At 62.6% G+C, this 24188-nt stretch carries 21 protein-coding genes; 15 read left to right on the forward strand and 6 right to left on the reverse strand.

Annotation, left to right across the window (positions count from 1 at the left end; translation table 11 throughout):
• The first annotated feature begins 32 nt into the window (after nucleotides 1-32).
• From HBO11_RS06080 to HBO11_RS06140, 13 genes are all read left to right on the forward strand, one after another.
• Nucleotides 33-1298, forward strand: coding sequence for a nitrate/nitrite transporter (locus HBO11_RS06080; RefSeq protein WP_169953196.1), 1266 nt, complete (start codon nucleotides 33-35; stop codon nucleotides 1296-1298).
• Complete coding sequence (locus HBO11_RS06085) at nucleotides 1295-2692, forward strand: NarK family nitrate/nitrite MFS transporter (protein ID WP_169953198.1); 1398 nt, start codon at nucleotides 1295-1297, stop codon at nucleotides 2690-2692. Before HBO11_RS06080 ends, HBO11_RS06085 begins: the two co-directional genes overlap by 4 nt.
• A 70-nt stretch (nucleotides 2693-2762) precedes the next feature.
• The gene (locus HBO11_RS06090) at nucleotides 2763-6536 is read left to right on the forward strand and encodes a nitrate reductase subunit alpha (protein ID WP_169953201.1); all 3774 of its coding nucleotides are present in this window, start codon (nucleotides 2763-2765) and stop codon (nucleotides 6534-6536) included.
• Nucleotide 6537: 1 nt separating this feature from the next.
• Nucleotides 6538-8076 carry a nitrate reductase subunit beta gene (gene narH / locus HBO11_RS06095; protein WP_029291316.1) on the forward strand — a complete coding sequence of 513 codons (1539 nt, stop codon included), beginning with the start codon at nucleotides 6538-6540 and terminating at the stop codon, nucleotides 8074-8076.
• A gap of 3 nt (nucleotides 8077-8079) precedes the next feature.
• Nucleotides 8080-8835: a nitrate reductase molybdenum cofactor assembly chaperone gene (gene narJ / locus HBO11_RS06100; protein ID WP_170041292.1), complete on the forward strand. Its 756-nt coding sequence runs from the start codon at nucleotides 8080-8082 to the stop codon at nucleotides 8833-8835.
• Nucleotides 8828-9505, forward strand: coding sequence for a respiratory nitrate reductase subunit gamma (gene narI, locus HBO11_RS06105; RefSeq protein WP_169953205.1), 678 nt, complete (start codon nucleotides 8828-8830; stop codon nucleotides 9503-9505). The genes narJ and narI overlap by 8 nt, the downstream gene beginning before the upstream one ends.
• A gap of 10 nt (nucleotides 9506-9515) precedes the next feature.
• Nucleotides 9516-10430, forward strand: a complete 915-nt coding sequence (locus HBO11_RS06110) for a peptidylprolyl isomerase (RefSeq protein WP_169953207.1) — start codon at nucleotides 9516-9518, stop codon at nucleotides 10428-10430.
• A gap of 1 nt (nucleotide 10431) precedes the next feature.
• Nucleotides 10432-11418 (forward strand): GTP 3',8-cyclase MoaA, encoded by a 987-nt coding sequence (gene moaA, locus HBO11_RS06115; protein ID WP_169953209.1) that lies wholly within the window; start codon nucleotides 10432-10434, stop codon nucleotides 11416-11418.
• 120 nt (nucleotides 11419-11538) lie between these two features.
• Nucleotides 11539-12591, forward strand: coding sequence for a PDDEXK nuclease domain-containing protein (locus HBO11_RS06120; protein ID WP_169953211.1), 1053 nt, complete (start codon nucleotides 11539-11541; stop codon nucleotides 12589-12591).
• A 96-nt stretch (nucleotides 12592-12687) separates the two neighbouring features.
• Complete coding sequence (locus tag HBO11_RS06125; RefSeq protein WP_169953213.1) at nucleotides 12688-14688, forward strand: ribonucleoside triphosphate reductase; 2001 nt, start codon at nucleotides 12688-12690, stop codon at nucleotides 14686-14688.
• 46 nt (nucleotides 14689-14734) lie between these two features.
• Nucleotides 14735-14890 carry an anaerobic ribonucleoside-triphosphate reductase gene (nrdD, locus tag HBO11_RS06130; protein WP_029291331.1) on the forward strand — a complete coding sequence of 52 codons (156 nt, stop codon included), beginning with the start codon at nucleotides 14735-14737 and terminating at the stop codon, nucleotides 14888-14890.
• Nucleotides 14887-15582, forward strand: a complete 696-nt coding sequence (locus HBO11_RS06135; RefSeq protein WP_262380983.1) for an anaerobic ribonucleoside-triphosphate reductase activating protein — start codon at nucleotides 14887-14889, stop codon at nucleotides 15580-15582. Before nrdD ends, HBO11_RS06135 begins: the two co-directional genes overlap by 4 nt.
• 99 nt (nucleotides 15583-15681) lie before the next feature.
• On the forward strand, nucleotides 15682-17301 hold the full coding sequence (locus HBO11_RS06140; protein ID WP_169953215.1) for a methyl-accepting chemotaxis protein: 1620 nt from the start codon (nucleotides 15682-15684) through the stop codon (nucleotides 17299-17301).
• 196 nt (nucleotides 17302-17497) lie between these two features.
• On the opposite strand, the gene HBO11_RS06145 is transcribed toward HBO11_RS06140, so the two are convergent.
• From HBO11_RS06145 to HBO11_RS06160, 4 genes are read right to left on the reverse strand one after another with little or no spacing between them, the layout of a single operon-like run.
• Nucleotides 17498-18823 carry a 4Fe-4S binding protein gene (locus tag HBO11_RS06145; RefSeq protein ID WP_169953320.1) on the reverse strand — a complete coding sequence of 442 codons (1326 nt, stop codon included), beginning with the start codon at nucleotides 18821-18823 and terminating at the stop codon, nucleotides 17498-17500.
• Nucleotides 18824-18855: 32 nt separating this feature from the next.
• A complete protein-coding gene (locus HBO11_RS06150) occupies nucleotides 18856-19698 on the reverse strand; it encodes an FTR1 family protein (protein WP_169953216.1) in 843 nt (280 codons plus the stop codon).
• A 17-nt stretch (nucleotides 19699-19715) separates the two neighbouring features.
• Entirely contained in the window at nucleotides 19716-20039 is a 324-nt protein-coding gene (locus HBO11_RS06155) for a cupredoxin domain-containing protein (protein ID WP_169953218.1), read from the reverse strand.
• Nucleotides 20040-20570, reverse strand: a complete 531-nt coding sequence (locus HBO11_RS06160; RefSeq protein WP_169953220.1) for an iron transporter — start codon at nucleotides 20568-20570, stop codon at nucleotides 20040-20042.
• Nucleotides 20571-20746: 176 nt separating this feature from the next.
• Here HBO11_RS06160 and HBO11_RS06165 point away from each other — a divergent pair, with 176 nt between their 5' ends.
• Nucleotides 20747-20956 (forward strand): DUF3079 domain-containing protein, encoded by a 210-nt coding sequence (locus HBO11_RS06165; RefSeq protein WP_169953222.1) that lies wholly within the window; start codon nucleotides 20747-20749, stop codon nucleotides 20954-20956.
• A 243-nt stretch (nucleotides 20957-21199) separates the two neighbouring features.
• On the opposite strand, the gene HBO11_RS06170 is transcribed toward HBO11_RS06165, so the two are convergent.
• Complete coding sequence (locus tag HBO11_RS06170; protein WP_169953225.1) at nucleotides 21200-22084, reverse strand: alpha/beta fold hydrolase; 885 nt, start codon at nucleotides 22082-22084, stop codon at nucleotides 21200-21202.
• A gap of 74 nt (nucleotides 22085-22158) precedes the next feature.
• Nucleotides 22159-23328 carry a GGDEF domain-containing protein gene (locus HBO11_RS06175; protein ID WP_169953227.1) on the reverse strand — a complete coding sequence of 390 codons (1170 nt, stop codon included), beginning with the start codon at nucleotides 23326-23328 and terminating at the stop codon, nucleotides 22159-22161.
• A gap of 186 nt (nucleotides 23329-23514) precedes the next feature.
• Between HBO11_RS06175 and HBO11_RS06180 the strand changes: the two genes are divergently transcribed.
• On the forward strand, nucleotides 23515-24111 hold the full coding sequence (locus HBO11_RS06180; protein WP_169953230.1) for an NUDIX domain-containing protein: 597 nt from the start codon (nucleotides 23515-23517) through the stop codon (nucleotides 24109-24111).
• Nucleotides 24112-24188: the final 77 nt, after the last annotated feature.

Consider the following 24188-nt stretch of genomic DNA (forward strand, 5'->3'; position numbering starts at 1 on the left):
CGCTCATGGAATCACTTCTGGGAGCGCAAACTGTGACTCAACCCCGTGTAAGACAGGGCCTGGTGCTGGGCATGAGTACACTGGCCTTCACCGTGTGCTTTATGGTCTGGATGATGTTCGCCGTGCTCGGCGTGCCGATCAAAGAGCTGCTGCAACTCAACGAAACCCAGTTCGGCCTGCTGGCCGCCACCCCGGTACTGACCGGCTCCCTGGTGCGCCTGCCCCTGGGCCTGCTGACTGACCGCTTCGGCGGGCGCATCGTGTTCTTTGTCTTGATGCTCGCCTGCGTGCTGCCGCTGTACCTGATCACCTACGCCACCGCCTTCTGGCAATTCCTCGTGCTGGGGCTGTTTGTCGGCCTGGCCGGCGGCTCGTTTTCGGTGGGCATCGCCTACGTCGCCAAGTGGTTCGACAAGGACAACCAGGGCTTTGCCATGGGCGTGTTCGGCGCTGGTAACGCGGGGGCGGCGGTGACCAAGTTTCTGGCGCCGGCGCTGATCGCCCTGGGTACCTGGCACCTGGTGCCAAAGGTGTTCAGCGCAATCTTGTTTATCACCGCGCTGCTGTTCTGGTTCCTCACCAGCGAGAACAAGGCCCACCGCAGTGCCGGTGGCGCCACCTTGCGCGAACAACTGCTGTGCCTCAAGGACCCGGCCGTGTGGCGCTACTGCCAGTACTACTCGATTGTGTTCGGTGGCTACGTGGCCCTGGCGCTGTGGGCGACCAAGTACTACGTGCAGGAATACGGCTTCAGCCTGCAAAGCGCTGCGCTGTTGGCCGCGTGTTTTTCCCTGCCCGGTGGCGTGCTGCGCGCTGTGGGCGGCTGGATGTCCGACCGCTGGGGCGCACAGAGCGTGACCTGGTGGGTGTTGTGGGTCAGCTGGATCTGCCTGTTCCTGCTCAGCTACCCGCAGACCCAATTGCAGGTGCAGACCGTCAACGGCCCGCTGGATTTTCATATCGGCCTCAATGCCACCCTGTTCACCGTGCTGCTGTTTGTGATGGGCATCGCCTTCGCCTTCGGCAAGGCCTCGGTGTTCAAGTACATCGCCAATGACTACCCGCAAAACATGGGCGCGGTGTCCGGCATCGTCGGCCTGGCGGGCGGCCTTGGCGGCTTTGTCCTGCCGATCATGTTCGGCGCCCTGGTGGACCTCACCGGCGTGCGCTCCTCCTGCTTCATGTTGATGTACGGCGTGGTCTGGGTATCCCTGACCTGGATGTACTTCAGCGAAATCCGCAAGCAACCGCTGCTTGGTAAAGCGGCGGCCCAGCCTCTCCAAGGAGAATCCGCATGACTATCGCGCAAAAGCCCGACTCGGGCCCGGTGATCCACGACTGGCGCCCTGAAGACCCGGCGTTCTGGGGCGCCAGCGGCAAGCAGACCGCGACCCGTAACCTGTGGATCTCGATCCCGGCGCTGCTGTTGGCCTTCGCTGTGTGGATGGTGTGGAGCACGGTGATCGTGCGCCTGAACGCCATCGGCTTCAGCTTCACTACCGACCAGTTGTTCTGGCTGGCGGCGTTGCCGGGCCTGTCTGGCGCCACGTTGCGCGTGTTCTATTCGTTCATGGTGCCGATCTTCGGTGGCCGCCGCTGGACGGCCCTGAGCACCGCGTCGCTGCTGATTCCATCACTGTGGATGGGCTTCGCGGTACAAGACCCGAGCACCTCCTACAGCGTGTTTGTATTGATCGCGCTGCTGTGCGGCTTCGGTGGCGGCAACTTCGCCTCGAGCATGTCCAACATCAGCTTCTTCTACCCCAAGTCCCAGCAAGGCACGGCCCTGGGCCTGAACGCCGGCCTGGGTAACCTGGGCGTGTCGGTGATGCAGTTCTGCGTGCCGCTGGTGATTACCTTCGGCGTGTTCGGCCTGCTCGGCGGCCAGCCGCAAACCCTGGAAGACGGCAGCCAGTTGTGGCTACAGAACGCCGGGTTTATTTGGGTGCCGTTCATCATCACCGTGACCCTGTTTGCCTGGTTCGGCATGAATGACCTGTCCAGCGCCCGCGCTTCGTTCAGCGAGCAGGCGGTGATCTTCAAGCGCAAGCACAACTGGCTGATGTGCTGGTTGTACCTGGCGACCTTCGGTTCCTTCATTGGCTTTTCGGCCGCCTTCCCGATGCTGATCAAGACCTCGTTCCCGGACGTCAACGCCCTGAAATTCGCGTTCCTCGGCCCGCTGGTAGGTGCCCTGGTACGCCCATTGGGCGGCTGGCTGGCCGACAAGCTGGGCGGTGCGCGGGTGACCTTGTGGAACTTCGTGCTGATGATCGTGATGGTGTTCGGCGTCCTGCACTTTTTGCCCCTGAACGGCGAGGGCGGCAGCTTCTACGGCTTCCTCGGCATGTTCATGCTGCTGTTCATCACCACCGGCATCGGCAACGGCTCCACCTTCCGCATGATCCCGGTGATCTTCCGCACCCAGCATGAAAAAGCCAGCGCCGGCAAACCCGCCGCCGTGCGTGAGCAAGCCCTCAAGGATGCCAGCAAGGAGTCGGCCGCCGTGCTGGGCTTCAGCTCGGCCATGGGCGCCTTCGGTGCGTTCTTCATCCCCAAGACCTTTGGCTCGTCCATGGCCTACACCGGCAGCCCGGCCATGGCGTTCTACATGTTTGTCGGCTTCTACCTGACCTGCATCGTCGTGACCTGGTGGTGGTATGCGCGCAAAGGCGCCGAGACCCCCTGCTGAGTCGACCCCGAATTCAAACCTTGCGTGGGCGGGGCACAGAACCCCGCAGCAAGCCTGAGAGGAAAGCACCATGAGTCATTTACTCGATCAACTGCGGTTCTTCAATCGCAAGCAAGACGAATTCTCCGAAGGTCACGGCGAGACCCGCAAGGAGTCCCGCGACTGGGAGAACGTCTACCGTTCGCGCTGGCAGTACGACAAGATCGTGCGCTCCACCCACGGGGTGAACTGCACCGGCTCGTGCTCGTGGAAGATCTACGTGAAGAACGGCCTGATCACCTGGGAAACCCAGCAGACCGACTACCCGCGTACCCGCAACGACCTGCCTAACCACGAGCCGCGCGGCTGTCCCCGTGGCGCGAGCTACAGCTGGTACATCTACAGCGCCAACCGCCTGAAGTACCCGAAGATCCGCAAGCCATTGCTCAAGCTGTGGCGCGAGGCGCGCCTGACCCTGTCGCCGGTCGAGGCCTGGGCGAGCATTGTCGAGGACAAGGCCAAGGCCGACTCCTATAAAAGCAAGCGTGGCATGGGCGGCTTCATCCGCTCCAACTGGGATGAAGTCAACGAAATCATCGCCGCGTCCAACGTCTACACCATCAAGCAATACGGCCCGGACCGCATCGTCGGCTTCTCGCCGATCCCGGCCATGTCCATGGTCAGCTACGCCGCAGGTTCGCGTTACCTGTCGCTGATCGGCGGCGTGTGCCTGAGCTTCTATGACTGGTACTGCGACCTGCCGCCAGCCTCGCCGATGGTCTGGGGCGAGCAGACCGACGTGCCGGAATCGGCCGACTGGTACAACTCCAACTACATCATCGCCTGGGGCTCGAACGTCCCGCAGACCCGGACCCCGGACGCGCACTTCTTCACCGAGGTGCGCTACAAGGGCACCAAGACCGTGGCCATCACGCCTGACTATTCGGAAGTAGCCAAGCTCACCGACCTGTGGCTCAACCCCAAGCAGGGCACCGACGCGGCACTGGCCCAGGCCTTCAACCATGTGATCTTCAAGGAATTTCACCTGGATAAACCGAGCGCGTACTTCACCGAATACGCCAAGCGCTACACCGACTTGCCGGTGCTGGTAATGCTCAAGCCCATGACCGGCTTCGCCCCGGGCGCAGGCTTCCAGCCGGACCGCTTCCTGCGCGCCTCGGACCTGGTGGACAACCTGGGCCAGGACAACAACCCGGAATGGAAAACCATCGCCCTCGACGAAAGCGGCGAACTGGTCTCGCCACAAGGCGCCATCGGCTATCGCTGGGGCGAGAAGGGCAAGTGGAACATCCTGGCCAAAGAAGGCGGTGAAGGCCGCGAGATCGACCTCAAGCTGAGCCTGATCGGCGAGGACGTCGCCGAAGTGGCGTTCCCGTATTTTGCCGGTGAAGCCCACGACTACTTCCAGCACGTGGCCGGCGACGCCGTGCAGTTCCGTCGGGTGCCGGTGCACAGCGTGACCCTGGCCGATGGCACGGTGGCCAAAGTGGCGACGGTGTTCGACCTGTCGGCGGCCAACCTGGCCATCGACCGTGGCCTGGGCGGCAGCAACGTGGCCAAGGACTACAACGATGCCAGCGTACCGGGCACGCCAGCCTGGCAGGAAGCAATCACCGGGGTCAGCCGCGAGAAGGCGATCCAGATCGCCCGTGAGTTTGCCGACAACGCCGACAAGACCCGTGGGCGCTCGATGATCATCGTCGGCGCGGCAATGAACCACTGGTACCACATGGACATGAACTACCGCGGGCTGATCAATATGCTCATGCTCTGCGGTTGTGTCGGCCAGACCGGCGGCGGTTGGGCGCACTACGTGGGCCAGGAAAAACTGCGGCCGCAATGCGGCTGGCTGCCCCTGGCATTCGGCCTGGACTGGAACCGTCCGCCGCGCCAGATGAACGGCACCAGCTTCTTCTACGGCCACAGCTCGCAATGGCGCCACGAGAAGATGAGCATGCACGACATCCTCTCGCCGTTGGCCGACAAGTCGCAGTTCCCCGAGCACGCCCTGGACTACAACATCCGCGCCGAACGCGCCGGCTGGTTGCCCAGCGCACCCCAACTCAATACCAACCCGTTGCACATCTGCCGCGACGCGGCGGCAGCCGGTATGGACCCCAAAGACTACGTGGTCAAATCCTGGCAGGACGGCAGCCTGCGCTTTGCCTGCGAGCAGCCGGACAGCCCGGTGAACTTCCCGCGCAACATGTTTATCTGGCGTTCCAACTTGCTCGGTTCGTCGGGCAAGGGCCACGAGTACATGCTCAAGTACCTGCTCGGCACCAAGAACGGGGTGATGAACGAAGACATCGGCCACAGCACCGAATGCAAGCCAACCGAGGCCGAGTGGGTCGAAGACGGCGCCATCGGCAAGCTCGACCTGGTGACCACCCTGGACTTCCGCATGTCCTCGACCTGCGTGTATTCCGACATCGTGTTGCCGACTGCAACATGGTACGAAAAAGACGACATGAACACCTCGGACATGCACCCGTTCATTCACCCGCTGTCGGCGGCGATTGATCCGGCGTGGGAATCGCGTTCGGACTGGGAAATCTACAAAGGCATCGCCAAGGCGTTCTCGGCCATGTCGGTCGGCCACCTTGGCGTGGAGCAAGACCTGGTGACCGTGCCGTTGATGCATGACAGCGTTGGTGAACTGGCCCAGCCGTTTGGCGGCACTGACTGGAAAAGCGCCGGCGTGGCGCCGGTACCGGGCAAGAATGCGCCGAACATGGCGGTGGTGGAACGGGATTACCCGAACATCTACAAGCAGTTCTCATCGCTGGGCCCGATGTTGGAAAAACTCGGCAACGGTGGCAAGGGCATCAACTGGAATACCGACGAGGAAGTCGAGTTCCTTGGCGAACTCAACCACCACGAAGGTGACGCGGGCATCAGCCACGGCCGGCCAAAAATCGACACGGCAATTGATGCGGCCGAGGTGATTCTGTCCCTGGCTCCGGAAACCAACGGCAAGGTCGCCTTGAAGGCCTGGGCGGCGCTGTCGGAATTCACCGGCATCGACCACAGCCACCTGGCGATTTCCAAGGCCCACGAAGCGATCCGCTTCCGCGATATCCAGGCGCAGCCGCGCAAGATCATCTCCAGCCCCACCTGGTCGGGCCTGGAAGACGAGCACGTGAGCTACAACGCCGGCTACACCAACGTCCATGAAAACATCCCATGGCGCACCATCACCGGCCGCCAGCAGTTCTACCAGGATCACCCGTGGATGCAGGCGTTCGGCGAGCAACTGATGAGCTACCGGCCACCGGTCAACACCCGCACCATCGAAGGAGTGAAGGACAAGCGCAGCAATGGCGAGACCGAAATCGTCCTGAACTGGATCACGCCGCACCAGAAATGGGGGATCCACAGCACCTACAGCGACAACCTGCTGATGCTCACCTTGAGCCGTGGCGGCCCGATTGTGTGGCTCTCGGAAATCGACGCCAAGCGCGCCGGGATCGAGGACAACGACTGGATCGAGTGCTTCAACGTCAACGGCGCGCTGACCGCCCGTGCGGTGGTCAGCCAGCGGGTCAAGGAAGGCATGGTGATGATGTACCACGCCCAGGAACGCATCGTGAACGTACCGGGTTCGGAAACCACCAAGACCCGCGGCGGCCACCACAACTCGGTGACCCGCGTGGTGCTCAAGCCGACCCATATGATCGGTGGCTATGCCCAGCAGGCCTACGGTTTCAACTATTACGGCACAGTCGGCTGCAACCGCGATGAATTCGTGGTGGTGCGCAAGATGGTCAAGGTCGATTGGCTCGATGGTTCCAGCGGTGATGATCTGCCGCGTCCATTGCCGACCGATATCGAGGAGAACTGAGATGAAGATCCGCTCACAAATCGGCATGGTCCTGAACCTGGACAAGTGCATCGGCTGCCACACCTGCTCGATCACCTGCAAAAACGTGTGGACCAGCCGCGAAGGCATGGAATACGCGTGGTTCAACAACGTTGAATCCAAGCCGGGCATCGGCTACCCCAAGGAGTGGGAAAACCAGGACAAGTGGAAGGGCGGCTGGATCCGCAACGCCAACGGCTCGATCAACCCGCGCATCGGCGGCAAGTTCCGCGTGCTGGCGAACATCTTTGCCAACCCGGACCTGCCGAGCCTGGACGACTACTACGAGCCGTTCGACTTCGACTACCAGCACCTGCACACCGCGCCTTTGGGCGAGCACCAACCGACCGCACGCCCGCGTTCGGTGGTGTCCGGCAAGCGCATGGAAAAAATCGAGTGGGGCCCCAACTGGGAAGAAATCCTCGGCACCGAGTTCGCCAAGCGCCGCAAGGACAAGAACTTCGACCAGATCCAGGCCGACATTTATGGCGAGTACGAAAATACTTTCATGATGTACCTGCCGCGCCTGTGCGAGCACTGCCTGAACCCTGCGTGCGCGGCGTCGTGCCCCAGCGGCGCGATCTACAAGCGTGAAGAAGACGGCATCGTGCTGATCGACCAGGAAAAATGCCGCGGCTGGCGCATGTGCATCAGCGGCTGCCCGTACAAGAAAATCTACTTCAACTGGAAGAGCGGCAAATCCGAGAAGTGCATCTTCTGCTACCCCCGGATCGAAGCCGGTATGCCTACCGTCTGCGCGGAAACCTGCGTCGGGCGCATCCGCTACCTCGGTGTGCTGCTGTATGACGCCGACCGCATCAGCGAAGTCGCCAGCACCGCCAACGAGCACGACCTGTACGAGAAGCAGTTGGAAATCTTCCTCGACCCGAATGACCCGGCGGTGATCCGCCAGGCCCTGGCCGATGGTGTACCGCAGTCGGTGATCGACTCGGCCCAGCGTTCGCCGGTGTACAAAATGGCCGTGGACTGGAAACTCGCACTGCCGCTGCACCCGGAATACCGCACCTTGCCGATGGTCTGGTACGTGCCGCCACTCTCGCCGATCCAGAACGCAGCTGCCGCCGGCACCGTGGGCATGAACGGGGTGATCCCGGATGTCGACAGCCTGCGCATCCCCCTGCGTTACCTGGCCAACATGCTGACTGCCGGTGACGAAAAGCCGGTCAAGCGTGCGCTGAAACGCCTGCTGGCCATGCGCGCCTTCAAGCGCTCGCAGCAAGTGGACGGCGTCGAGGACCTGCAAGTGCTGGCCGACGTGGACCTGAGCGTGGCCCAGGTGGAAGAGATGTACCGCTACCTGGCGATTGCCAACTACGAGGACCGGTTTGTGGTGCCCAGCGCGCACCGTGAAGACGCGATGAGCGATGCGTTTGCCGAGCGTTCCGGCTGTGGTTTCAGCTTCGGCAGCGGCTGCAGTGGCAGCTCCGACACCAACATGTTCGGCGCCAAGAAGGCCAACCGCCGCGACGTGCTGAAAACCGTCCAGATCTGGGAGGACTGAGCCATGCGCATTCTTAAAGTGATCTCGTTGCTGCTCGACTATCCCACCGAAACCCTGGTGAACGGCCGCGACGAACTGGAGCAGGCGATTATCGAATCGCGGGAAATCAGCCCCAAGCAACGTGGCGCGTTGTTCGAACTGTTGGAGCTGATCTGCAGCAATGACCTGATGGATGGCCAGGAGCACTACGGCGCGCTGTTCGGCCGGGGCCGCTCGCTGTCGCTGCTGTTGTTCGAACACGTGCATGGCGAGTCGCGGGACCGTGGCCAGGCCATGGTCGACATGATGGCCCAGTATCAGGAGGCCGGGTTTGCCATCGGTGTCAAGGAGCTGCCGGACTACATCCCGCTGTACCTGGAGTTTTTGTCCACCCGCGAAGACATCGAGGCCCGCGAGGGCCTGGCGGATGTGGCGCACCTGCTGGCCCTGCTGGCGGCGCGCCTGGATGAGCGTGAAAGCGCTTACGCCAGCTGCTTCCGTGCGCTGTTGCAGATCAGCGGCGCCGAACCGCACCAGGCGATTGCCGAGTTGCGTGCCCAGGTTGCCGCCGAAGTACGCGACGACTCCCTCGAAGCCCTGGACAAGGTCTGGGAAGAGGAGGCCGTGGACTTTATGCAGGCCGAGCAGCAGGACCGTTGCAGCGCAATGCCCAGCGCACCGGGCAAGGCCCGCGAAGAAAGTGCAGTGCCCTTGCACTGGGTGGATTTTCAGCACGAAGGGCTGGCCGCCGTGCCAGCCAAGGAGGTGGGTAATGTCTAAGTGGAATTTGCTGGTATTTGGCGTGTATCCGTATGTCGCCCTGGCCATTTGCCTGTTGGGCAGTTGGGCGCGGTTTGACCTGTCCCAGTACACCTGGAAGGCCGGCTCCAGCCAGATGCTCAATAACCGTGGGATGCGCGTGGCGAGCAACTTCTTCCATATCGGCGTGCTGTTCGTGCTGGCCGGGCATTTTGTCGGCCTGCTGACCCCGGCGTCGATCTATCACCATGTGATCAGCACCGAGCACAAGCAACTGCTGGCGATGGTCTCCGGGGGCTTCTTCGGCCTGCTGTGCCTGGTGGGCCTGCTGATGCTGGTCAAGCGCCGCCTCACCGACCCACGGGTTCGGGCTACGTCAAGCCCGTCGGACATCCTGATCCTGCTGGTGTTGCTGGCGCAGCTGGTGCTGGGCTTGCTGACCATCGTCGCCTCGACCGGGCATATGGACGGCTCGGTGATGGTGATGCTCGCGGACTGGGCGCAGAACGTGGTGCTGCTGCGGCCGGTGGAAGCGGCAGCTTCGATTGCCCCGGTCAGCCTGATCTACAAGTTGCACGTGGCGCTGGGCCTGACCCTGTTTGTGTTGTTCCCGTTTACCCGGCTGGTGCATATGGTCAGCGCGCCGATCTGGTACCTGGGTCGTCGTTATCAAATCGTGCGGCAGAAGTGAGGAGAACGTCATGACTACAGGATGCGGATGTGGTGGCGGCGGTGGTGGCGGTGGCGGTTGCAGTTCTTCGGCCAAGGCTGTGGACGTGGTGGTGCCCGAGGTCGAGGTGGCGGTTGAGCCGCAACTGATCGCCAGCAGCGAGCAGGAATGGCCGATTGTCAGCGTCAACGGGGTGCTGATCACCCCGGAAAACATGGCCCAGGAGTTGCAATATCACCCGGCCGAAAGCCGCGAGGAGGCGGTGTTTCTCGCCGCCCGCGCGCTGGTGATCCGTGAGCTGTTGCAGCAGCGGATCCGCGAGCTGGGTGTGCAACTGCAAGTCGGCGCCGGCGAGAACGAGGAAGAGGCGGCGACCCGCCTGTTGCTGGAGCGCGAAGTGACGGTGCCGGACTGCAATGAGGCCACCTGTGTGCGCTACTTCGAGAGCAATCGCGGGCGCTTTCACAGCGCGCCGTTGCTGGCCGTGCGGCATATTTTGCTGGAGTGTGCGCCGGACGATGCCGAGGCGCGCCATCAGGCCCATGCCCAGGCCGAGGTGCTGTTGCTGAGCCTGGAAGAGTCGCCCGGTGCCTTTGGCGAACTGGCGCTGAAGTATTCGGCGTGCCCGTCCAAGGCCCAGGGCGGCTCGCTCGGGCAAGTCAGCAAGGGCCAGACCGTGCCGGAGTTGGAGCGTCAGTTGTTCACCTTGGCACCGGGGTTGGCCAGTAAGCCTCTGGAAAGTCGCTACGGCTGGCATGTGATCTGCGTCGATCAGCGCATCGAAGGCCAGCCGCTGCCGTACGAGGCGGTGGCCACGGCGATCCGCACCCAGTTGCAGCAAGGGGTGTGGCAGAAGGCTCTGGTGCAATACCTGCAAACCCTGATTGGCGCGGCCGATGTGCGTGGCATCGCGTTGCAGGGCGCCGACTCGCCGTTGGTGCAGTGACATGAGCCTGGTGGATGGTGTGGGCCGTTCCATTGACTACCTGCGGCTGTCGGTGACCGATCGTTGTGATTTTCGCTGTGTGTATTGCATGGCGAAAAACATGACCTTCCTGCCGCGCCAGCAGGTGCTGACCCTGGAGGAACTGCAACGGCTGGCGACGGTGTTCGTCAGCCAGGGTGTGCGCAAGATCCGCCTGACGGGGGGCGAACCGCTGATCCGTCCGGGCATTGTCGAGCTGTGCCGCCATATCGCTGCGTTGCCCGGCCTGCGTGAACTGGTGATGACCAGCAACGGCTCGCAACTGGGCCGCCTGGCGCGGCCGCTGGTGGAGGCCGGAGTCAAGCGCATGAACATCAGCCTCGACAGCCTCGATCCCGAACGCTTTCGCGCGATCACCCGCAACGGTGACCTGCGCCAGGTACTGGACGGCATCGAGGCGGCGCAGGATGCCGGGTTCGAGCGGGTCAAGCTCAACTGCGTGGTGATGAAGGGACGCAACTTCGATGAAGTCCCGGCGCTGGTGCAGTACGCCATCGACCAGGGCATCGATATCAGCTTTATCGAAGAGATGCCGCTGGGGGATGTGGGGCGCTCGCGGGGCGAATCCTTTTGCTCCAGCGAGCAGGTGCGGGCGGTGATCGCCGAGCATCATGGCTTACTCGACAGCACCGAAAACAGCGGCGGCCCGGCGCGCTACGTACGCCTGGCCCGGCATCCGCACACGCGCATAGGCTTTATCTCGCCCAACTCCCATAACTTCTGTGCCAGTTGCAACCGGGTGCGGATGACAGTGGAAGGGCAGTTGCTGCTGTGCCTGGGGCAGGACAATGCGGTGGATTTTCGTGCGTTGTTGCGCCGCTACCCGCTGGACGACCGGCCGCTGGTGGAGGCACTGCACAAGGCGTTGCGGGGCAAGCCGTTGAGGCATGACTTCACGGGGCAGGGCGAGGTGCAGGTGGTGCGGTTTATGAATATGAGTGGGGGGTGAGGCTGGCCAACAGTAGTTCCCATTGTTTTGTATCAAGGGCATTGTGCTGGCCCGCGTGGCTTTTTTCGGTCGTTACCATTGCCGGTTTCTACAACGTGCAATATCGACAAGGAACCCGGAATGAATCGATCAGATGATGGCCTCACCACACCACCTGAGGGATATGGCGACTGGTTGAAAGAACTGAAAAACCGCATCCACTCTGCCCAGATTCGTGCATCCCTGGCGGTAAACCGCGAGCTGGTGCTGCTGTACTGGCAGATTGGCCAGGACATATTGACCCGACAGGCGCAGCAGGGGTGGGGAGCCAAAGTCATTGAGCGTCTGGCGCGGGATTTGCGTTCGGCTTTTCCTGATATGAAAGGTTTTTCGCCGCGTAACCTCAAGTACATGCGTGCATTTGCTGAAGCCTGGCCGGACGCTGAGTTTGTGCAAGGGGTGCTTGCACAATTGCCTTGGTATCACCAATTAGCGCTGCTCGATAAGCTACCCGGCCCCGAAACCCGCCGCTGGTACGCCGCCCAAGCCATTGAACACAACTGGTCACGCAACATTCTGGTCATGCAGATCGAGACTCGTTTGCTCGAGCGCAGTGGCAATGCTGTCAGCAACTTCGAAACCCTGCTGCCCAAGCCCCAGTCGGACCTGGCCCGTGAGTCGCTGAAAGATCCTTACCGTTTCGACTTTCTGGGACTGACCCTGGACGCGCAGGAGCGCGAGATCGAAAGCGCACTGATCAAGCATGTCACCGACTTTCTACTGGAGTTGGGGGCAGGCTTTGCCTTTGTCGGCAAGCAGGTGCTGCTGGATGTGGGCGGCGAGGAGTTCTTTATTGACCTGCTGTTTTATCACCTGAAACTGCGCTGTTACGTCGCTATCGAACTCAAGGCCGGCAAGTTCAAACCAGAGCATCTGGGGCAGTTGGGTTTTTACCTCGCGGCCGTGGATGCCCAACTCAAGCACCCACAAGACAGCCCCACCATTGGCCTGCTGCTGTGCAAAAGCAAAAACAAGATAGTGGCTGAATATGCCTTGCGTGACAGCGCTCGACCCATCGGGGTGGCGGAGTACCAGTTGGTCGACTCCCTCCCGGCAGAACTCCAAATCAGCTTGCCCAGCATTGAACAGATTGAACGTGAACTGGCCTGTGACGATACGTCTTCGCAAACTTGACCCTGATCAATTGCAAGTCCCTGTTCACTGCGTACCATCACTGCATATTGTGTTTATACGAACTATTAAATCTATATGTAGTGTTTGGAGCCCCCAATGCAGATCACCTCAAGCCCGCTGGTCAGTACCCGCCTACACAAGCGCGATGGCACTCAGGTCGCCTTTGACGCCGAGAAAATCCGCCAGGCGATGATCGCCGCCGGTAACGCCACCGGCGAGTATCAGGATGCCGAGGTCGACCTGTTGTTGGGCGCGGTGCTCGCCCGGTTGCGTGGGATCACCCGGCTGGATGTGGAGCAGATCCAGGACAGTGTCGAGCGGGTCTTGATGGATGCCGGGTACTTTATGGCGATGCGCGCCTATATCGTCTACCGCGAGCAGCATGGGCGCCTGCGCCGGGATCGCAAGACCCTGGTGGAGGTCGCTACGTCGATGAACGAGTACCTCGACCGTGAAGACTGGCGGGTGCAGGCCAATGCCAACCAGGGCTATTCCCTGGGCGGGCTGGTGCTTAATGTGTCGGGCAAGGTCACCGCCAATTACTGGCTGGACGAGGTCTACAGCCAGGAGATCGGCCAGGCCCATCGCGAGGCGGACTTGCATATCCATGACCTGGACATGCTCGCTGGCTACTGCGCCGGCTGGTCCCTGCGCACCCTGCTGCACGAAGGCCTCAATGGCGTGCCCGGCCGCGTCGAAGCCGGGCCGCCCAAGCACCTGGGCAGTGCCCTGGGGCAGATGGTCAACTTCCTCGGCACCCTGCAGAACGAGTGGGCCGGCGCCCAGGCGTTCAGCTCGTTCGACACCTACCTGGCGCCCTTTGTGCGCAAGGACCAACTGACGTTCCCCGAGATCCGCCAGGCGGTGCAGGAGTTCATCTACAACCTCAACGTGCCGTCGCGCTGGGGCACGCAAACGCCGTTTACCAACCTGACGTTCGACTGGGTTTGCCCCGAGGATTTGCGCGAGCAGATCCCGATCATCGGTGGCGAAGAAATGCCGTTTGCCTACGGTGACCTGCAAGCGGAAATGGAGCTGATCAACCGCGCCTATATCGAAGTGATGCAGGCGGGTGACGCCAAGGGTCGGGTGTTCACTTTCCCGATCCCCACCTACAACATCACCCATGACTTCCCGTGGGACAGTGAAAACGCCGACCGACTGTTCGAGATGACCGCGCGCTACGGCCTGCCGTACTTCCAGAACTTCCTCAACTCGGATATGCAGCCCAACCAGGTGCGCTCGATGTGCTGCCGCTTGCAGTTGGACGTGCGCGAGTTGCTCAAGCGTGGCGGCGGGTTGTTCGGCTCGGCGGAGCAGACCGGTTCATTGGGCGTGGTGACGATCAACTGCGCGCGCCTGGGTTACCTGTTCAAGGGCGACACCAGTGGCCTGCTGCAGCGCCTGGACTACTTGATGGAACTGGCGATGGAGAGCCTGGAGGTCAAGCGCAAGGTGATCCAGCACCACATGGACGCCGGTCTGTATCCCTACACCAAGCGCTACCTGGGCACTTTGCGCAATCACTTCTCCACCATCGGCCTCAATGGCATGCACGAGATGCTGCGCAACTTCACCGGGGACGAGGAGGGCACGCATACCGCCCGTGGCCGCGAGTTTGCGTTGCAGGTGCTGGACCATGTGCGCGCCACGTTGCTGCGCTTCCAGGAAGACACCGGCCACCTGTACAACCTGGAAGCCACGCCGGCCGAAGGCACCACCTACCGGTTTGCCAAGGAAGACCTCAAGCGCTTCCCCGCGATCCTCCAGGCCGGCAGCCTCGACGCGCCGTATTACACCAACTCTTCGCAACTGCCGGTGGGCTACACCGAAGACCCCTTCGAAGCCCTGGAGCTGCAGGACGAGCTGCAGTGCAAATACACCGGCGGCACCGTGCTGCACCTGTACATGGCCGAACAGATTTCCTCGGCCCAGGCCTGCAAGCAACTGGTCCGCAAGGCCCTGGGGCGCTTCCGCCTGCCGTACCTGACGGTGACGCCGACGTTCTCCATCTGCCCGGTACACGGCTACCTGGCAGGCGAACATGAATTCTGCCCAAAGTGCGACGAGGTTATAGCCCTCGACAAAACCCTGTAGGAGCCGGCCAAGGGCCCAACGTATTCCAACCCCAAGGAGATTCACCATGCAAACCACCCAGCCACAACGCCAACGCTGTGAAGTCTGGACCCGTGTCATGGGTTACCACCGACCGGTTTCGGCCTTTAACCCCGGCAAACAATCGGAGCACCGTGAGCGCGCGCACTTTACCGAAAGTGCCGCTGCGGCCGGGCGCCAATGAGTCGAGCGCTACGGGTCGGGGGCATGGTGCCCCTGACCACCCTCGACTACCCCGGCATGCTCGCCTGCGTGCTGTTTTGCCAGGGTTGTGCCTGGCGCTGTCGGTATTGCCATAACCCGGACTTGATCCCCCCTCGCGGCAGCGATGAGGTGGATTGGCGCCGGGTTTTGCTGTTTCTGCAACGCCGCCAGGACCTGCTGGACGCCGTGGTGTTCAGCGGTGGTGAACCGACCTTGCAGGAAGGCCTGCCGGCCGCCATGGACGAAGTGCGCGAGATGGGTTTTCGTATCGGCCTGCACAGTGCCGGGATCAAGCCCAGTGCATTCGGCCATGCCCTGGCCCATGCCGACTGGGTTGGCTTCGACGTCAAGGCCCTGGCCGAGGACTGCCAGTTGATCACCCAGGTCAAGGGCAGCGGCGCCGCCAATTGGCGCAGCCTCGACCTGCTGCTGCACAGCGGCGTGGACTATGAATGCCGCACCACCGTGCATTGGCACCTGATCGACCCGCAGCGCCTGTTGCAGCTGGCCCAGCGTTTGCAGGAACGGGGAGTCAAGCGCTTCGCCGTACAGTTGGTGCGCACCGCGCGCATGCTCGATGAGCAACTGCCGAGCGTTTCGGCACAGGCCTTGCTGCCTGAACTATGGGAGAAAATGCGGGCATTGTTCCCGGCATTTGTTTTACGGGGCTGATCCCTTCGCGGAGCCCTTTCAAGCGTGGCGATTGAACTCCCACCGGATTATCAAAGATGCTGCCCCTCGTGGGCAGGTATTCATCAGGGAGCTTATGACATGACTCGATTAACCACCGCCCGCCGCATCGCGATCGGCTTTGCCATCGCACCCTTGGCCCTGGCTGGCATGGCGTTCTATGCCTTGCATGACCTGGGCACCCTCAAGCAACAGTCGGAGCTGATCGTGCAGCAGGACTGGCCGAAAATCGCCCCGATCATGGTGATTGCCACCGGTGTGCGCGACAACGGCCGCAACACCCGTGACTTGCTGATCGACCAGGACAACCAGGCCGCGCAACAGGCCATTGCCTCCACCCGGCAACGCATCACCGATGCCTTCACCCAGTTGGAGCCATTGTTCAACACGCCGACGGGCCAGGCGGCCTATGCCGATCTGAAACAGCGCCGCGAAGCCTATGTCGACGCCTTTACCCAGGTGCAGGCGCTGATCCGCCAGGGCGCCCATGCCGAGGGTGTGGCGCAGCTCAAGCAGAACGTACAACCTGCCGAGCAGGCCGTCTTCAAGAGCCTGGAGGCGATGATGGCCCTGCAGGGGCAGATCTTTACCGAGCGCGAACACGCGGCGCAGACCCTGTACAGCGAGGCACGGCGCAACATGCTCGGGCTGTTCCTGCTGTGCGTGGCCCTGGTGGTGGCGGCAGCGGTGATTGTCACCCGCAGCGTGACCCGGCCCCTGGGCGGTGAGCCCGACGAGGCCGCCCGTGTGTTGAGCCAGATTGCCCAGGGCGACCTGACCACCCCGGTACCAACGGCGGGCAGCGCTGACGGCAGCGTGATGAAAAACATGCAGCAGATGCAGCACAACCTCAACGAAATGGTGCGCCAGATCGCCGCGTCAGTGGATCGTGTGGCCAGCTCTTCCGAGGAGTTGAGCGCGGTCAGCAGCCAGACCAGCAGCAGCTTGCAGTTGCAAGGCATGGAGATCGAACAGGCCGCCACGGCGGTCAACGAGATGACGGCGGCGGTCGATGAAGTGGCGCGCAATGCGGTGAGCACCAGTGAAGCCTCGCGCTTGTCGGCGCAGACCGCCCAGTTGGGGCGCGATCAAGTGCAGGAAACGGTCGCCTCGATCAACACCCTGGCCGACGGCGTCAGTGGCACCTCGGTGCGGATCCAGCAACTGGCCGGGCGGGTGCAGGACATCAGTGGCGTGCTGGAAGTAATCCGCAGCATTGCCGACCAGACCAACCTGCTGGCGCTCAACGCGGCCATCGAAGCGGCACGGGCCGGGGACGCCGGGCGCGGGTTTGCGGTGGTGGCCGATGAGGTGCGGGCCCTGGCCCATCGCACCCAGGCCTCGACCCAGGAGATCGAGCAGATGATCGGCAATATCCGCCAAGACACCGAACAGGCCGTGACCGCGATGCAGGGCAGCAGTGACCTGGTACGGGCCACCTTGGGCGTGGCACAGCGTTCGGGCGAAGCCCTGGAAGCGATTACCCAGTCGATCTCGCAGATCAACGAACGCAACCTGATGATCGCCAGCGCCACTGAAGAGCAGGCACTGGTGGCGCGGGAGGTGGATCGCAACCTGGTGGGCATTCGCAACCTGTCCGAGCAGGTGTTGCTGGGGGCCCGGCATACCGATACGGCGGGGCATGAATTGGCACAGATGGCCAGCGAGTTGCACCTGACGGTCGCCAGGTTCCGCGTTTAGCGCGGGGCCTCCCTAATGTCGTTCAGTTAAGCGCAGATCCCCTGTGGGAGCGGGCTTGCTCGCGAAAGCAGTGGGTCAGTCAACATCAATGGTTGCTGGGCCGACGCCTTCGCGGCGATGCGGCGATCCGACAAGCCCGCTCCCACATTTGATCTTCGCTGCTTTGAGCATCGCGTTCGCTTAATTGAACGGTGTTCTACAGGCTCCAGCCCCAGAACTGTAGCCACCAGCCATACGCCACCAGCCCATTAGCCAGTAGCAGGCAAGCCGAGGCCGCGCAGCGTCGCGCCAAGGGTGTGTCGGCCAACTGTTGCCACGCCAGCCACACACACCAAGCGACAGCCCCGGCCAGCAATGCGCCGCGCGCCGGTTGCACCCATTCCAGTAACAACCCTTCATAACGCAACAACTTCACCGTGGTTGCCGACAGCCCGAGGAACAGCCCCGCACCGCCAAGGGGCGTCAAGGTCAGCGCCAGGGCCCAATACCGTGCACGGTCCCCACTCAAGCCTGCGGCCAGGCGCACCAGCCCCATCAATGCGCCGCCGATCAACAGGCTGCTGGCGCCCAGGTACACGACGATGCAAAAGCCATCCAGCCAACTGAAGCTGTCGTTGGCCTGGGGATAATGAGTCAACAACCACCAGGGCGCGCTGTCCTGCAACGGCCATAGCCAATCGTGTTCCACCAGCCACTGTGCGACGAACTGTTTGAACGTGATGAACCAAGGGCTGACGGTCCACTGGAAGGCGCCCATCGCCAGGCCGATCACTCCAAATAGCAACAAGCGCGTATCCCAGGGCTGCGCGGGTTTGCGCGGGGCCTGGAGGATTTCGTTGTTGCACGAGCGGGCAATCAACTGCACCGCGCCGCGTTGCCCGCTACAGCGCCCGCACGCGTGGCAATCGCTGGCGCCTTGCAGGCGGCGGATGTCCAGCAGCGGCGCGCAGTTGGGCAAGGGCAGGCGCGGGCCGTCGTTGGCTTTCCAGCGTTGCTCGTCGACCTGGAAGTGCACCGGCGCCAGGCGCGCGAGCAGGGCGAAAACACCGCTGACCGGGCACAGGTAGCGGCACCACACCCGTTTGCCGCGCACAAACAGCAGGCCCACCAGCACTGCGGCCACCGTTGAGCCGCCGAGGATCAGCAAGGCGGCCTGGGCGTAGTCGTACACACTGATCAGTTGGCCGTAGAGGGTGGTCAGGCAGAAACCCACGGTAGGCCAGCCGCCCCAGCGGATCCAGTTGGGGATACCCAGGCCGCGCCCATGGCGGCTGGCCCATTCGCTCAAGGAGCCTTCGGGGCAGAGCACGCCGCACCACACACGGCCAAACAGCACGATGGACAGCACCACGAACGGCCACCACACACCCCAGAACAGGAACTGTGCCAGTAGGGTCAGGTTGTCCAGCAGGCGCGCCTGGCTGCTGGGCAGCGCGAGCAACGCGGGCACGACCAGCAGTCCTGCGTAGAACAGCACTACCGCCCATTGCACGCCGCGAATCAACCGCCCATGGCGGCGCATGCCATCCCCCAGGCGTTGCAGCCAGGGGCTGTTCACAACGGCGCTCGTCGGGCGCGATACAGCCCTTGGCCGACCAGCAGCCAATAGCCTGCCAGCACCAGCAGGGTGACTGCGCTGGGCGTCGCGCGGTACCCGGCAAAGCCGGCGAGCACTGCGCCCAGGCCGTGGCTGTCACTGAGCAGGGCAGTGCTGTCCCACCAGGCTTCGCCCACCAGGGTGTAGACCCAATCGGGCATGTCCATGGCCAACAGCTGCCCGCCAATACGTTCCACGGCGGCCACCAGCAGGGCAGCCGCCAACAGCAGCAACAGCACCTCGCTGAGAGCAAAAAACCGCGACCAGGAGATCAGCCGCCGCGTGCTGCGCAGCAGCATCACCGTCAGCCCGGCCAACACCAGGCCGAGCACGCCGCCAACGGCGAACAGGCCCAGTGCCGGGCCGTGTAGCTGGGCACCGGCACCGTACAGGAACACCACGCTTTCGCTGCCTTCGCGGCTGACCGCCAACAACGCCAGCAACAACAACCCCAGGCCGCCCTGGCGCGCCGCGCGCTGGTCGGCGTCGCGCAGCAGGGTATGGCGCAGGTTTGGCCCGTGGCGGTGCATCCAGAACACCATCTGTACCATCAACAGGCTTGCCAGCAAGGTCATGCCGGCCTGGAACCATTCGCCGCTGGGGCCGCTCATGGCTTCGCCGGCCCACAGCATCAAACCGGCCAACCCGGCGGAACACAGCAGGCCCAGCGCCACGCCGGCCCACAGGAAGCGCCCCAGGCGCGAGCCCTCGGGCTGTTGGCTGATCCAGGCCTGGAGAATGCCGATCACCAGCAACGCCTCGACGCTTTCTCGCCAGACGATAAACATCGATTGATTCATCTAATGCTCCCGGGCCGTTATTCGGCGAGGATGCTGCCCTCGGGCAGCTGTGAGTTGAATTCGTCGAAAAACGGATAGGCGCCGGGCTTGAGCGGGTGGATCACGACAAAGGTGGTCACCCCCGGCGACAGCACTTTTTCCACGCGCAGCGGCGTGCTCTCGAACTCGGCCGGGCCCTGGCCGATATTCTTCAGCACGATCTTGAAGCGCTGGCCGGCCGCCACCTTGAGTTGCGCCGGGTTGAAGTGGCCGTCTTGCAGGGTTAATTCATAGGTGGGCAAGGGCGCTGCCAGAGCCGTGCCACAGGCCAGCAGCGCGCACAGGGCGAGGGGATTGCGCATTCAGTAACCGCCTTTCTTGCCGATCCCCGCATAGACGAATTCGTAATGCACTTCGCAGCGCTCGAACCAAGGGGCTACGCCGGTTTCCTTGTCGGTATGCCGCCCCAGTGAGCCATGACCGCTGGGCGGCATCACCGTGAAGGTCAGTTGGTATTTGCCAGGGCCGAGCAGTTTGACGTTGTCGCCGTAGTGCGGCCCGTCGTTGGCCACCATGGCGTGGAATTCACCGATGATCGGGCTGGCACCGCCTTGTTTCTGCAGGCGGAACGTTACGTTCAGGTAGGGTACGAAACTGCCTTCCTGGAAGCCCTGCTGGTTGTCGGCGGTGGCGCGGATGTCGGCCTCCAGGTGCACATCCGAATCGGCAGTGGCGCGCATCATGCCCGGTGGCGCCATTTCGATGGGTTGCAGATAGACCGCGCCGACTTCCAGGCCGGGACACATTTGTGGCTCGCCGATCGGGTATTCCTTGGCGACGGCCGCGCCAGTCGACAGCAGCAGGGCCAGTGACAGCGTGAAGGGGATGCGCATGGGTGTTTCCTGACAGGGCAAATGAGAAGCCGAGTCTAGAAAGCTTTGCTGTAAATAATAATGATTCCCGTCAAGTTTCCAGGTCTGTGGCCACAACCATTCTTGACGTTGGTCAAGGCTGTGGGCAGGCGCTGGCCGTAGGATCAAATCACCGCCCACCGCTGTGGAGCCTACTCATGGCCAAGCCGTTCCCGCTCAACCCCAAACACCCCGAGCGTATCTGCTGGGGCTGCGACCGTTATTGCGCGACCACTGCGCTGGCCTGCGGCAACGGCGCCGACCGCACCATGCATCCGGCCGAGATGATCGGCGAGGACTGGTACCTGCATGGCGACTGGGGCATTGAGTTGCCGATTGCCACGGATAAGGTGCCGCAGGGCAACTGACCGCGAAGGGGGCAATGTGCGGCGCCGTTGCCGGGTACGCAGGTGGTGGCGGATAAAAAACGGTTAAATGCAAAAAGAGTTGTCCACGAAAACCGTGGGTATCTCTGTGGATAACCTTGCGTGGCCCCGGCAGCACTGGCGATTCTAGCTGCGGTCAATATTTGATCAGGATCATTTGCAAGCCTTTTGGCGCGCGGCTTGCGCTTGACACGCATCGTTGAAATCGGTGCCGGATTCGCACTTTTACAGCAAACCCTGCAGTGCCTGGCGATAGCTGCGCCCCCCCAGGCTCAGGCTGTTGTTGTGGCTGGCTCCCGGCACCAGCAGCAAATGCTTGGGCTCTTGGGCGGCATCAAATAATTGCTGGCTGAAACGCGGCGGTACGTAGCGGTCATCGAGGCCGTGTACCACCAGCAAGGGCATGTGGATATCGGCGATTTTGTCGATGGAATCAAACTTCTGCGACAGCAACCAGCGCACCGGCAGCGAGGTGTTGGCCACCGCCGCCGCAACATCGGCCAGGGAGGTAAAGGTGGATTCGATCACCAGCCCACGTACCGGTGGCGGCAGCTGTTGCGCGGCGGCCTGCTGACCCAGTTCGGCCGCCAGGTCGATGGCTACGGCGCCGCCCAGGGAGTGGCCGTAGATCAGGCGCTTGCCCGGGTCCGGTTGCAGCACCTGGAAGCGCTCCCAGGCAATCCGTGCATCCTGGTAAACGCTGGTTTCTGATGGCAGGTCGCCCCGGCTCTGGCCAAAGCCCCGGTAGTCGATGGCCAGCACGGAGTAGCCCTGGGCGTGCAGTTGCTCGATGCGAAACAACTGGCCGGTGAGGTTCCAGCGCACCCCGTGCAGGTAGAGGATCGCCGGCGCGTCTTTTTTCGCCGCCGGCCACCACCAGCCATGCAGGCTCTGCCCGGACTTGAAGCTGGCCGGCTTGAGTTCGAACTCCTGCACATCGCTGGGCAGGCCGCGATACCAACTGGCAGTACCGGGCTCGATACGAAACACCAGTTCCCGCTCCTTGTGTTGCAGCACATTGCACCCCACCGGCAGGCCCAGGATCAGCAGTGCCATGCACAGCAGGGGCAGCCAGCGCAGACGCAGGCGTGAGAGAAAACGTGAGGACATGGCGGTTCCAGGACAGGCGCAAAGCAGGATTTTTACCAGATGCCTTGCCAGTGAAGGGATTATTCAGACAGCCGTCAGGGAGCGATTGCTTGCAAAGTGTTGCAGGCGGTCTGCACGCGGTTGCGTCCCTGGTCCTTGGCGCGGTACAGCGCCTGGTCTGCCTGGGACAACAGCCGCGACAGATCGTGGCAGCCCGCAGTGGTGGTCACCACCCCGATACTCACACTGAGGAACCCCGGCGCCAGCAGGTCCAGTTCGGCAAACCGCTGGCGAATGCGTTCGGCGACCTGCACGGCGCCTTGCTCATCGGTATCGGCCAGCAGGCAGGCAAACTCTTCGCCGCCGATGCGCGCGAACAGATCGTGCTTGCGCAGGATCGACGAGGTCAGTTGGCTGAAGGCAATCAACGCCTGGTCGCCCATGGGGTGCCCGAAACTGTCGTTGAGGCGCTTGAAATAGTCGAGGTCGCATAACAGCAAAGTCACCGGCTTGCCGTGTTGCTGGCTGTCGGCCAGAAGTTTTTCGCCATGCAGCATGAAGGCCCGGCGATTGTCGATACCGGTCAGTACGTCGGTGAAGGCGGCGGCCTTGAAGTTGAGCTCGGCGCGCTCCTTGACCATCGCCAGGGTGACGTAGGCGATGCCGATCGCATACAGCATCGATTCGAACAACATGAACGAGAAGAACGGCACGCCTTCGCCCACCAGCGTGTTTTCATTCTTGATCGGCATGCCGGGGTCGATCACTGCGCGCACGCAGTAAAACGTCGTGTGAAACAGCATCAGCCCCACCGCCGGCAGATAGGCCACTTCCAGGTGTCGGCGATGGCGCCACAACTCCAGCGCCGACAGCACGCCATAGCTGGCGGCTACCAGGGAGTACAGGGTCACCCGGCTGGACATCGAGCCATAAAACGGTGGCACCAGGCACATCACCAGCCACAGCGCCGGGCCTGCGAGGATGCCCGGCAGGTGCGGCTTGCCATGGACGAACAGGCGCATGGCGGTCCAGTTCATGGCGGCGCTGAGCAACAGCACCACATTGCCCAGGACCAGCGCGACAAAATCCACGCCCACGCCGCGCACCACGATCAAGGCGGTGCCGAGGGACGCCAGCAACAGCATCACCCCCAAATAGCCCAGGGTGGGCTCGCGCACACGGTGCCAGGCGTGGACAGTGAGCAGGCCCATCAGGCAAAAAACGAAGACCGCGACCATCAAGAGCGTCGGTATGTGCAGCATCATGTCCTTGACCCCGCAAGATGCACTGTCGAGATAACCCCCGGCAGACACACGCCAAAGCGGTCATCCGGTGCAGAAAGGGCGCAATTGTAGCCGGATAACGCGGATCAATGCTGGCCTAAGGACAGCTTGACGCTGAGCGCACGTCCCCGACATGCTGCGCCCCCCCTGCGACCAAAAGGACTTCCCATGGACAACAGCCCCGTACGCATCACCGGCGAAGAGCTGCTCTCGGACAACTGGTACCTGCTGAAAAAGTACAGCTTCGACCTGCGCCGCCGCGATGGCAGCTGGCAAGCCCAGACCCGCGAGGTGTACGACCGTGGCAATGGTGCGACCATCCTCTTGTACAACACCTTGCAGCGCACGGTGTTGCTGATTCGCCAGTTCCGCATGCCGACCTTCGTCAATGGCCACGACGGCTACCTGATCGAAACCGCCGCGGGCCTGCTGGACAACGCCAGCCCTGAGGAGCGTATCCGCCTGGAAGCCGAGGAAGAGACCGGCTACCGCATCGGCCATGTCGAGAAAATCTACTCGGCATTCATGAGCCCGGGTTCGGTGACCGAGCGCATTCATTTCTTTATCGGTGAGTACCAACCCGGCGACCGTGTGGGCGAGGGCGGCGGGCTTGAAGAGGAAGGCGAGGATATCGACGTGCTGGAGCTGGGGTTTGACGAGGCCATCGCCATGGTAACGCGCGGAGAGATTGTCGATGGCAAGACCATCATGCTCCTGCAATACCTGGAGCTGCGGCTGCTCAAGGCGACCCTGACGCTTGCGTAGACGCCGGCTTGCCGGCGCCTACAGGGGCATTTTCTTCAATACGCACTGGCTACAGGAACGTAGCGTACAGGCCTCGT

It is taken from the genome of Pseudomonas sp. WS 5010 (assembly GCF_012985565.1).
Classification (GTDB): domain Bacteria; phylum Pseudomonadota; class Gammaproteobacteria; order Pseudomonadales; family Pseudomonadaceae; genus Aquipseudomonas.

What these genes read in the sequence shown, in the direction of transcription:
- HBO11_RS06085 (WP_169953198.1), top strand. Translation starts at nt 1,295, where the DNA reads ATGACTATCGCGCAAAAGCCCGACTCGGGCCCGGTGATCCACGACTGG.
- HBO11_RS06090 (WP_169953201.1), top strand. Translation starts at nt 2,763, where the DNA reads ATGAGTCATTTACTCGATCAACTGCGGTTCTTCAATCGCAAGCAAGAC.
- narH (WP_029291316.1), top strand. Translation starts at nt 6,538, where the DNA reads ATGAAGATCCGCTCACAAATCGGCATGGTCCTGAACCTGGACAAGTGC.
- narJ (WP_170041292.1), top strand. Translation starts at nt 8,080, where the DNA reads ATGCGCATTCTTAAAGTGATCTCGTTGCTGCTCGACTATCCCACCGAA.
- narI (WP_169953205.1), top strand. Translation starts at nt 8,828, where the DNA reads ATGTCTAAGTGGAATTTGCTGGTATTTGGCGTGTATCCGTATGTCGCC.
- HBO11_RS06110 (WP_169953207.1), top strand. Translation starts at nt 9,516, where the DNA reads ATGACTACAGGATGCGGATGTGGTGGCGGCGGTGGTGGCGGTGGCGGT.
- moaA (WP_169953209.1), top strand. Translation starts at nt 10,432, where the DNA reads ATGAGCCTGGTGGATGGTGTGGGCCGTTCCATTGACTACCTGCGGCTG.
- HBO11_RS06120 (WP_169953211.1), top strand. Translation starts at nt 11,539, where the DNA reads ATGAATCGATCAGATGATGGCCTCACCACACCACCTGAGGGATATGGC.
- HBO11_RS06125 (WP_169953213.1), top strand. Translation starts at nt 12,688, where the DNA reads ATGCAGATCACCTCAAGCCCGCTGGTCAGTACCCGCCTACACAAGCGC.
- nrdD (WP_029291331.1), top strand. Translation starts at nt 14,735, where the DNA reads ATGCAAACCACCCAGCCACAACGCCAACGCTGTGAAGTCTGGACCCGT.
- HBO11_RS06135 (WP_262380983.1), top strand. Translation starts at nt 14,887, where the DNA reads ATGAGTCGAGCGCTACGGGTCGGGGGCATGGTGCCCCTGACCACCCTC.
- HBO11_RS06140 (WP_169953215.1), top strand. Translation starts at nt 15,682, where the DNA reads ATGACTCGATTAACCACCGCCCGCCGCATCGCGATCGGCTTTGCCATC.
- HBO11_RS06145 (WP_169953320.1), bottom strand. Translation starts at nt 18,823, where the DNA reads ATGCGCCGCCATGGGCGGTTGATTCGCGGCGTGCAATGGGCGGTAGTG.
- HBO11_RS06150 (WP_169953216.1), bottom strand. Translation starts at nt 19,698, where the DNA reads ATGAATCAATCGATGTTTATCGTCTGGCGAGAAAGCGTCGAGGCGTTG.
- HBO11_RS06155 (WP_169953218.1), bottom strand. Translation starts at nt 20,039, where the DNA reads ATGCGCAATCCCCTCGCCCTGTGCGCGCTGCTGGCCTGTGGCACGGCT.
- HBO11_RS06160 (WP_169953220.1), bottom strand. Translation starts at nt 20,570, where the DNA reads ATGCGCATCCCCTTCACGCTGTCACTGGCCCTGCTGCTGTCGACTGGC.
- HBO11_RS06165 (WP_169953222.1), top strand. Translation starts at nt 20,747, where the DNA reads ATGGCCAAGCCGTTCCCGCTCAACCCCAAACACCCCGAGCGTATCTGC.
- HBO11_RS06170 (WP_169953225.1), bottom strand. Translation starts at nt 22,084, where the DNA reads ATGTCCTCACGTTTTCTCTCACGCCTGCGTCTGCGCTGGCTGCCCCTG.
- HBO11_RS06175 (WP_169953227.1), bottom strand. Translation starts at nt 23,328, where the DNA reads ATGATGCTGCACATACCGACGCTCTTGATGGTCGCGGTCTTCGTTTTT.
- HBO11_RS06180 (WP_169953230.1), top strand. Translation starts at nt 23,515, where the DNA reads ATGGACAACAGCCCCGTACGCATCACCGGCGAAGAGCTGCTCTCGGAC.